11 protein-coding genes and 1 tRNA gene are annotated in these 9,180 nt (G+C 62.3%); 4 read left to right on the forward strand and 8 right to left on the reverse strand.

All coding sequences use genetic code 11. The annotated features are described in order from the left end of the window. Positions 1–210: 210 nt before the first annotated feature. The 4 genes from EN949_RS28945 to EN949_RS28960 all read right to left on the reverse strand — a co-directional run bounded on the left by EN949_RS28945 (position 211) and on the right by EN949_RS28960 (position 3,200). Complete coding sequence (locus EN949_RS28945) at positions 211–699, reverse strand: NUDIX hydrolase (protein ID WP_013532018.1); 489 nt, start codon at positions 697–699, stop codon at positions 211–213. 210 nt (positions 700–909) lie between these two features. After that, a complete protein-coding gene (gene gpt, locus EN949_RS28950) occupies positions 910–1,410 on the reverse strand; it encodes a xanthine phosphoribosyltransferase (protein ID WP_013532017.1) in 501 nt (166 codons plus the stop codon). 131 nt (positions 1,411–1,541) lie between these two features. Continuing rightward, a complete protein-coding gene (locus EN949_RS28955) occupies positions 1,542–2,375 on the reverse strand; it encodes a universal stress protein (RefSeq protein WP_027162597.1) in 834 nt (277 codons plus the stop codon). An 81-nt stretch (positions 2,376–2,456) separates the two neighbouring features. Then, on the reverse strand, positions 2,457–3,200 hold the full coding sequence (locus EN949_RS28960) for a competence/damage-inducible protein A (protein WP_063167866.1): 744 nt from the start codon (positions 3,198–3,200) through the stop codon (positions 2,457–2,459). Between the two features lie 126 nt (positions 3,201–3,326). Here EN949_RS28960 and EN949_RS36775 point away from each other — a divergent pair, with 126 nt between their 5' ends. Then, a complete protein-coding gene (locus EN949_RS36775) occupies positions 3,327–3,878 on the forward strand; it encodes a hypothetical protein (RefSeq protein WP_224672900.1) in 552 nt (183 codons plus the stop codon). A gap of 159 nt (positions 3,879–4,037) precedes the next feature. Here EN949_RS36775 and EN949_RS28970 read toward each other — a convergent pair whose 3' ends face one another. The 3 genes from EN949_RS28970 to EN949_RS28980 form a co-directional block, all read right to left on the reverse strand. After that, the gene (locus EN949_RS28970; protein ID WP_013532013.1) at positions 4,038–4,277 is read right to left on the reverse strand and encodes a DUF2188 domain-containing protein; all 240 of its coding nucleotides are present in this window, start codon (positions 4,275–4,277) and stop codon (positions 4,038–4,040) included. Positions 4,278–4,307: 30 nt separating this feature from the next. After that, a complete protein-coding gene (locus EN949_RS28975; protein ID WP_013532012.1) occupies positions 4,308–4,586 on the reverse strand; it encodes a DUF982 domain-containing protein in 279 nt (92 codons plus the stop codon). Between the two features lie 112 nt (positions 4,587–4,698). Continuing rightward, positions 4,699–5,802, reverse strand: a complete 1,104-nt coding sequence (locus tag EN949_RS28980; protein WP_024504404.1) for an NADH:flavin oxidoreductase/NADH oxidase — start codon at positions 5,800–5,802, stop codon at positions 4,699–4,701. A gap of 225 nt (positions 5,803–6,027) precedes the next feature. Between EN949_RS28980 and EN949_RS28985 the strand changes: the two genes are divergently transcribed. Next, positions 6,028–6,606 (forward strand): NUDIX domain-containing protein, encoded by a 579-nt coding sequence (locus EN949_RS28985; RefSeq protein ID WP_013532010.1) that lies wholly within the window; start codon positions 6,028–6,030, stop codon positions 6,604–6,606. 60 nt (positions 6,607–6,666) lie between these two features. Here the strand turns inward: EN949_RS28985 and EN949_RS28990 are convergent. After that, positions 6,667–6,751 (reverse strand) — tRNA-Leu (locus tag EN949_RS28990). 375 nt (positions 6,752–7,126) lie between these two features. On the opposite strand from EN949_RS28990, the gene tig reads away from it, so the two are divergent. Together tig and EN949_RS29000 are read left to right on the forward strand one after the other, a co-directional pair. Beyond that, entirely contained in the window at positions 7,127–8,593 is a 1,467-nt protein-coding gene (gene tig / locus EN949_RS28995) for a trigger factor (RefSeq protein WP_013532009.1), read from the forward strand. Between the two features lie 160 nt (positions 8,594–8,753). Continuing rightward, positions 8,754–9,180 (forward strand): hypothetical protein (locus EN949_RS29000; RefSeq protein WP_127371860.1); only part of this gene is annotated, 427 nt, incomplete at its 3' end.

The following is a 9,180-nucleotide window of genomic DNA, read 5'->3' on the forward strand; positions in this document are numbered from 1 at the left end:
GCCCTTGAGCACGCGCGGACGATGCTCGCGCTCAGGCTCGTCGGACTCGTTTGGAATTGGATTTGCGGGATTCGCCATCGATCAAAAAATACCAGAGCTGCCGAATCCTACCTTTGATTCCTTAGCAAAGCATTCATGTCGATGGCGGCAACGCGTGTCCAGCCTTTGCAAGCAAGTCCCGTTTTGCAAAGAGCGCGGTGTGGCCGCCCGTCAGGAGAAGCTGTGCGGGTCGGCGCAGAAATAGGCGATGATCTGGCAAAGGTCGGGTTCGTTGACCATGCGCACCGCTTCGCTTGCACGGACCCATTTGCGGGTGCGTGAGCGTTTTTCCTTCCAGCGGTCCGCGACTTTGTCGACATGCAGCGGAAACACCAGGACCTCGCACGGGACTTCTTCGCCGGAAGCCAGCGCCTTGGCGTAGAAGTAACGGCCGGCTTCAAGATGAGAGACACGGCCGCGCAGCCCGGCCTCCTCGCCGGCTTCGCGCGCCGCGGCCTCGCAGAGCGGCTCCCTGGCCTCTGGCCAACCCTTGGGCAAAACCCAACGGCCGGTATCGCGGCTGGTGATCAGCATGATTTCGACGCCGTCTCCCGTGTCGCGCCAGGGCAGGGCGGCAACCTGCAGGCGGCACGGCGCGGTGCCGAAGAGCCGTCGGACCCTTTCGGCCAGATGATTGTGTGTCGTTGGCCTCGTCAACATCGAAGAAGCTAGCCCCAGCCTCCGGAATCGTTTGCCGTCTCACGAATCTTACGGCTAATTGTCGGCAATAAAAGTAAAAAATTTCATTCGCCTGGCCAATTTCCGCCAATAGACGTCGATTTCGCGAAATATCCGGCTCTGCCGGACGTGTTTGCGAAAGCAAATCCATCCCCGGTGCAAGCTGCTGGTCTGTAACAGGGTAGTTGCGAATCAGCCGGCGTGGTCGTCGGCGATCGGCTTCTGGTAGGTGAAGCCCATATCCCACGGGAAATAGATCCAGGTGTCCTGGCTGACTTCGGTGACGAAAGTATCGACCAGCGGCCTGCCTTTCGGCTTGGCATAGACGGTGGCGAAATGCGCCCTGGGCATCATCGCGCGCACGATGCCCGCCGTCTTGCCGGTGTCGGTCAGGTCGTCGATGATCAGCACGCCGGCGCCGTCTTCGGCGAGCAGGGCAGGGGTGATCTCCTTGAGGACCTGCAGCTGCCCCTGGCTGGTATAATCGTGATAGGAGGCGACGCAGACGGTTTCGATGACGCGGATGCCAAGTTCACGCGAGATGATCGCCGCCGGCACCAACCCGCCTCGCGTGATGCAGACGATCGCTTTCCATTGCCCCTTGTTGGCACCGGCAAGCCGCCAGGCGAGTGCGCGAGCGTCGCGATGGAACTGGTCCCAGGAGACCGGAAAGGCTTTTTCGGGAAGGGACATGTCGCGCACTCCACAGCACGCGGGGATCGCGCGCAAGAAAACAGGGGAATGCGCGCGGAATTAGCTGGAAAGCCCCCATCTTGGCAAGAGCAGGGGCCTTGGCAAGGCAAGGGCCAGCGATCGCTGTGGGCTTACCGCGACAGGAAGGCTGCCACCGGCGCGGTGCGCAGCACGCTGCGCGTCACGCCGCCGAACAGAAGCTGGCGCAGCCATGAATGGCTGTAGGCGCCGAGCACCAGCAGATCGGCGCCGGTTTCCGCGATCCTGGTCTGGATGATGTCATCGACCGAACTGCCGCCCGACTGCTGCACCGAGACGCTGACGGTGGCGCCGTGGCGCGACAGCGCCGCCGCGATTTCGGCGCCGGCGGCCTCCGGGCTGTCGTCGAGCGTTTCAGGAGGGTCGATAACCAATATGTCGGTCTTCTCGGCTTCGATGATGAAGGGCAGCGCGTCGAAGGCGGCGCGCGCCGCTTCCTTGCTGCCGTTCCAGGCGAGCAAGACGCGTTTGAAGGTGGTGATCAGCGGACCCTCGTGCGGCACCACCAGCACCGGCCGGCCGGCATCGTAGACCAGCGTGTCAACGTCCGCGCTGGAATCGCCGCCCGTTTCGCGCTGCGCTGCTATGATCAGGTCGGCGGCCCGCACGCTCGAAATCCCGGTCAGCGCGCTGTCACCCGAAAAGCTCTCCAGGCTTCGCCACTCGAAGGAAAGACCGGAATCCTCGATATGCCTGAGAAACAGCGTCCTCAATTTCTCGGCCCGTTCCCGGTTCATATCTGCCGAAACCTGCAGGAATTCGGTGTCGGGAAAGCCTGTGGCAGAGGTGTAGGGCACGGGAAGCGTTTCGGCGTGGATGCCGACCAGATGGCTCTGGAACCGGTTGGCGAGCGGAATGGCGCAGTCGAGCACGCGCTCGGCGTCCTGCTCGTTCTGCAGAATGGCGACGATGGTTTTGAATCGCATGACAATCCCTCAGTTCACGAGCTGGCGAACTCGTGCCGGGGAAACGTTGCAGCGTCGTGCTTTGTTCCGGTCTGGACCAGATCAGCCGGGATTGCTGGCGAAGCCGGCGACCATCGCCTCGACATCGGCGCGGGCAGCGTCCAGCGCCTCCTGGCTGCGGGCACGCACGACCAGTTCGGTCCAGAACTTGCCATCGCCATATTTCGGGTAGGAGCCGATGATCGTATCGGGATGCGCTTTCTGGATATCACCCAGCGGCCCCCCGATGAGGCCTTCGCCGAACGGGCAGGGCACGGTCGCCGACAGCATCTTTGTGCCGGCCTTCAGCGTCGGCACGACATTGTCGAGCATGGCCTGGAAAATCGACGGCACGCCAGCCATGACGTGGACGTTGCCGATGCGGAAGCCAGGCGCGACCGACACCGGATTGTCGATGAGATCGGCGCCGCGCGGCATCCGTGCCATGCGCTTGCGGGCCTCGGTATATTCGATGCCGCGCGCGGCATAGCTTGCTTCCAGCATCGCATAGGCCCGGGCATCGTATTCGCAAGGTACGCCAAAGGCCTTGGAGATGGAATCGGCCGTGATGTCGTCATGCGTCGGCCCGATGCCGCCCGTGGTGAACACATAAGTGTAGCGCGCGCGCACGGCGTTCACCGCCGCGATGATCTCGTCTTCCTCGTCCGGGACGATGCGCACTTCCTTCAGGTCGATGCCGATCGCCGTCATGATGTCGGCGAGATGGCCGATGTTCTTGTCCTTGGTGCGGCCGGACAGAATCTCATCGCCGATGACGAGCATGGCGGCGGTCACGATTTCAGGCATGGGAAGCTCCGGCAAGCGAGTGGCCCGGGAAGGCGAGTGGTCTGAGATAGCGCGGCGCAGCGGTGGCCGCAATGTCATCTCCGCGGCGCCGGCTTTCCTGCCCGACTACATGACCGCCGGAGGTGGATGGCTCGGTCGAAGCCAACTCGTTTCCACACCATGTTCTGCGATGACGTGGCGGTCGAGCAAGATCTCGGCCGCATCGACGGGTGCTATGGCAAGGGGCACTTGCCGGAATTCATGGCCCAGGAGCGAACCGCCGCATCCATCGAGCGCATCGCCGGCCGGGCTGATCGGGGCCTCACCTCAGCTTCACGACAATTTCAAGGAACCATTCGGCTGACTACCGGGTTTTATGAGTGTCGCACCAAGGCGGCTAAGATACGGAGTGATTCAATGGTTACAAAACTTCTCGCAGCATCCGTCCTGACGATCGGTCTCGCCACATCGGCGATGGCGCAGTCACTGGACGACAGGTACTCAAACAATCATGACTGGTGGCTGTTCGGTAACAACGACCAGACAACTGTCGACCCCTACACCACGGGAAGCATCAGTGACGGCTCCGGGTTGAACACCCAAGGCAACACCGGCGCTATTGGCCCATGTGCCCACAACACACCAGGCCCGGACGCTAACGCAGGGCAAAACGTCAACGATCAGTATTGCGGCAAATAGCCAGAACGTGATTTCCGAAAAGCGCACGCCGATTTTCCAGAAATCCATGTTCGAGGGCTAGTCCGCAAGGACAGCCGCTGGCCGCTGGCGCGTCCTCTCTCCGGACGGCGCTGCGGTCGGCGCTCCGTCGAACCGCTCCACATCAACCGCGATACCGAATCAGTCCGAGACTTCTGTCTGCGGCCGGTCGCGGCCGTCGGCCAGTTCCTCATGCCATTTTCCCTCGGCGTCCTCATACTGGATGCCGTCCGTCGCTCCGGCGACCTGCTGCTCGGCCGAGGCGATTTCGGCGGCGCGCAACGCGTCCTGATGCGTCGGAAACGTCTCGGAAAAGGTCGCTCCGACCTTGTAGGCCCAGCCGCCGTCATGTTCGACGATCTTGTAAGTCAGCTTCGCCATGAAAAACCTCCGGTTGAAAGGTCCGTCTGCTCAATGCAGTCGGTCGTCGGGCAGTCTGTCGTCGGGCACCAGCACTTCCGATTCCTTGGCGGCTTCAATCAGCGCCCGGCGCGCATCTGCTGTCGAACGATAACCTTCCAGCACTTTGAGGCAAGTGTCGAGGGCATCACGATGGCGCGGGCCGCGATTGAGCGGCCACACCGTCATCAGGCACTCCGCGGCCTCCTGGGCGCTGCGGATGTGGCGATATTTGCCGACGTGGCCAAGTTCGACGACGACCGGCACTTCAAAAGGTTTGTTGTCCATCATGGCCGCAACGCAAAGCAGCCAATTTGGTTGCAACCATGGCCGTCAGCCTGCGCCCAAACGTCTCAGAGGCTGTTTGAAGGCTCTACAGCGCCGTGTCGGGAGCGCGAACCGTTCAGCCCGCCGCCTTCATCCAATGCTGCATCGTGGTCACCGAACGGGCAAGTTGTGGCGCCGGGTGGATTGTCTCGCTGAATGTCGCCGCCGCACGCCACCCCCAGCGCGGATCAGCCAGGAAGGCCCGCGCCAGCGCCACCATGTCGGCGCGGCCCTCGGTGACGATCGCTTCGGCCTGCTTGGGGTCGTCGATCAGGCCGACGGCGCGGGTCGGAATATCAGCGCCCTTGCGCACCGCCTCCGCCAGATGCACCTGATAGCCGGGGCCGGTGGGCAATTTCTGCAACGGCGAATTGCCGCCGCTCGAACAGCAGAGATAGGCAACGCCCTCGTCCTTCAGCGCTTTGGCCACTTCGATCGCGTCCGCCACGTCGAAGCCGCCGTCGACCCAATCCTTCACGGACAGCCTTGCGCCGAGCATCAGCTTTGGCACCGCCTTGCGCACCGCCTTGGTGATTTCGACGGCAAAACGCATGCGGTTTTCCAGCGCGCCACCCCAGCGGTCCGTGCGCTGGTTGGACAAGGGCGACAGGAACTGGAAGATCAAATAGCCATGCGCGGCGTGCAGTTCGAGGAAATCGAAGCCGGCGCGTTCGGCTCGCCTTGCCGCCTCGGCGAAGCGCTCGATCAGCTGTAGGATCTCCTCGTCCTCCAGAGCGTGCGGCACGTTCCAGCCGGTGTCGTAGGGGATGGCCGAGGCGGAGACGGTCTGCCAGGGATCCTCGTTTGGCTTCAGTGGCCCGCCGCCCTCCCACGGCTTGCGGTTCGAAGCCTTGCGGCCGGCATGGGCCAGTTGGGAGCCGAATTTCGTGCCGGGTGCGGCGACGCGTCGTGCAGCGTCCAGCGCGCGGCGGGCGGCCGCTTCATTGTCTTCAGAGTAAAGGCCGAGGCAGCCATGGGTGATACGCCCGCGCCGCTCGACATCGGTCATCTCGACCGTGACCATGCCGGCGCCGGACATTGCGAGGTTCATCCAGTGATGGAGATGCCAGTCGCTGGCCGAGCCGTCCTCGGCGGAATACTGGCACATCGGCGCGACGGCGATGCGGTTGGGGAAGGTGAGGCCGTCGAGAGTGATCGACTGGAAAAGCGACGCTGTCATGAGAAACTCCGGGAGGGTTCGCAGCTATTTAGGCGACCGATGGCGCCTGCGCCAGACACGAGGCGGTGAAAGGGCTTCTGGACCAATCACGGGCGGGATTGCCGAAATGCCGGTTCGCGGCTACGCCTCGGCCAGGCATGTCTCCCAAAAGTGGCTCCGGTTTTGGGAGAACGACAGGCATAAACAGGAGCATGAAGTGCGACGCGCTTTAGCATGGAGACCGGGATGGAAGATCGTATTCGCGTCCGTTCGGAGGAAATCCTCTCCGACGACTGGGCCATCCTGAAGAAGACCGTCCTCGACTACCGCCGGCGCGACGGTCAGTGGGAGACGCAAATCCGCCAGACCTATGATCGCGGCGATGGTGCGGTGATCCTGCCTTACGACCCCTTGCGTTCGACCGTGCTTCTGGTGCGCCAGTTCCGCTATCCCGCTTACGTCACCGGCCACCGCGAGCCGCTGATCGAGGCCTGTGCCGGTCTGTTGGACGAAAACGATCCGGAGACCGCCATCCGCAAGGAAGCCGAGGAAGAGCTGGGCTATCGCTTGAAGGATATCGAGCGGCTGTTTTCGCCCTATATGAGCCCCGGCAGCGTCACCGAACGGCTCTGGTTTTTCATCGCCCGCTATTCACCCGCCGACCGCATCTCGGCCGGCGGCGGCGCGCAAGAAGAGGGCGAGGACATCGAGGTTCTGGAAATGCCGCTCGACGAGGCGCTGGCCGGCATCGCCGATGGCCGTATCGTCGACGCCAAGACCATCATCCTGATCCAGCATCTGAAGCTCAATCCGATGCCTGCCTGAACGGCGCCGGTCCTCCTTCGCCAGGGCTTTCGGGTGGCCCGCCACCCGAAGCTCGAAGGGTGGTGCGGATGAAGGGACTCGAACCCCCACGCCTTTCGGCACTGGAACCTAAATCCAGGGCGTCTACCAGTTCCGCCACATCCGCATGGACCGGCAATCCCATGTGGCCATCATTCTGTCAATGTCAGAGACAAGATGTGGCTCAGCGACAAGATGTGGGGCAGGCCCCGAATGCTGGTTATTGGCTGGGATGCGAAGACTGTTGAAAATTGGCCTCGCCTGTGACAAAAGGCGTGTCAAATGTGACGGGACGCGACGATCCGCTTCTGCAGAATGTGATAAGAAGTAGGAAAAACAAGAACTTATTCACATTTTGGAACGCAGTTTGGGAGAGTTTGAGCCGGGTTTTCGGTCAAATCGCCAGGTTCCGTACCAAAAGCCATTCCCGGCAAGAATATACCGGCAGGCTGTGAACGGCAGAGGCCGTTGCAGTCTCATTGGTGAAAACAAAGGTTTTACGATGCAGGTCACCGAAACGCTCAACTCCGGTCTCAAGCGAGAGATCAAGATCACCGTGCCGGCCGGTGACATGGAAGCCAAGCTGATGGCGCGGCTTTCGGATGCCCGCAACAAGGTCCGCATCAACGGCTTCCGTCCTGGCAAGGTGCCGGTGCAGCACCTGCGCAAGGTCTATGGCAAGTCGTTCATGGCCGAAGTGGTCAACGAAATCCTCAACGATTCGACCCGTTCGATCATTACCGGGCGTGGTGAAAAGGCTGCCATGCAGCCTGAAGTCATCATGACCGAGGACGAGAAGGAAGCCGAGAAGATCCTGGCCGGCGGCGCCGACTTCGAATTCCGCCTCAACTACGAGATCATCCCGGCGATAGAGATCAAGGACTTTTCCGACATCAAGGTGACGCGCCAGGTGTTCGACGTGCCTGATGCCGAGATCGACGAGCAGGTCCAGCGCGTTGCCGAATCGGCGCGCAGCTACGAGCCGAAGACCGGCAAGGCCGCCAATGGCGACCGTGTCACCATCGACTATGTCGGCAAGATCGACGGCGAGGCCTTCAATGGCGGCGCCGGCACCGATCAGCCGCTGGTGCTAGGCTCGAAGGAATTCATCCCCGGCTTCGAGGATCAGCTTGTCGGCGCCAAGGCCGGTGACGAAAAGCAGGTCACCGTGACTTTCCCGGAAAACTACCAGGCGGCGCATCTGGCCGGCAAGGAAGCGACCTTCGACGTCACCGTCAAGGAAGTGTCCCAGCCCGGCGCGCTGGAAATCAACGACGAGACCGCCAAGAACCTCGGCCTGGAGTCGCTGGAGCGCCTGCGCGACGTCGTGCGCGGCCAGATCGAGAACCAGTTCGGCGCCATGACGCGCCAGAAGGTCAAGCGCCAGCTGCTCGACCAGCTCGACGCGGCTTATTCGTTCGAGGCGCCGTCGAAGCTCGTCGACGCCGAGTTCAACAACATCTGGGCGCAGGTCAATCGTGATCTGGAAGCAGCCGGACGCACCTTCGCCGACGAAGAGACGACGGAAGAAGAGGCGCGCGCCGAGTATCTGCGGCTTGCCGAGCGCCGCGTGCGCCTCGGCCTGGTGCTGGCTGAAATCGGCGAGAAGGCCGGCGTGACCGTATCGGACGAAGAGCTGCAGCGCGGCCTGTTCGAGCAGGTGCGGCGCTATCCAGGAAACCAGCAGCAGGAAGTCTTCGAGTTCTACCGCAACAACCCGGAAGCGTTGAACACGCTGCGGGCGCCGATGTTCGAGGAAAAGGTGGTCGACCATCTGCTCGGTCAGATTTCGGTCACCGACGTCAAGGTCAGCAAGGAAGAGCTGATGGCCGATGACGAAGAGGACGAGACCGCCGTCAAGGCGAAGCCGGCGAAGAAAGCCGCCGCCAAGAAGGCCGACGCCAAGACGGCCGACGACGCGGAAGAGCCCAAGAAGAAGGCCGCGCCGAAGAAGAAGGCCGCCGAATAACACCAGCGCTCCGCTGAAACAGGAAGGCCGCCCTCGAGGCGGCCTTTTTCGTTGCCAAACTGCAACAGCCGCCATGCTTCGCGAGCGACGGCCTGTGGCGACCAAGCTTTGATCATTATCTGCGCTTCTATTGCAAGCCGCTTGGTTGTTGGAGGGCGTGTTGAGACTGTTCGTCGAATTGGGACACGCTTCGGCAATCGCGCTGATCCTTATCTCGGTCTGCGGCATTGCCCAGGCCGGCACGGTGCCTGACAACTGGCGCTTCGGCACGAGTGAAGACGGCCTCGTGACGGCCTCGCTCTACGCCACCAACAAGCTGATCACCGGCGGCGGTGCCTTGAGCTACAGCCCGATCCTGACGATTGCCTGCCGGGCAAACGGCGAGCCGCATTGGACTGAATGGCTGCAACTGAACGACGCTGTTTCGGCCAGCCGCAAGATCACCATGTCGATTACGGTCGATCAGGAGAGCAAGTTCGACGAAAGCTGGTCGGTCGGGCCGCGCGGCCGGATGCTGGTGCGCGATGGCGCCGATGGCATCAGGCGCCTTGTCGCCGCGAACCGGCTCCAGCTTTCGTGGCGGATCG

The sequence above is a fragment of the Mesorhizobium sp. M7A.F.Ca.US.007.01.2.1 genome, assembly GCF_003998165.1.
Classification (GTDB): domain Bacteria; phylum Pseudomonadota; class Alphaproteobacteria; order Rhizobiales; family Rhizobiaceae; genus Mesorhizobium; species Mesorhizobium ciceri.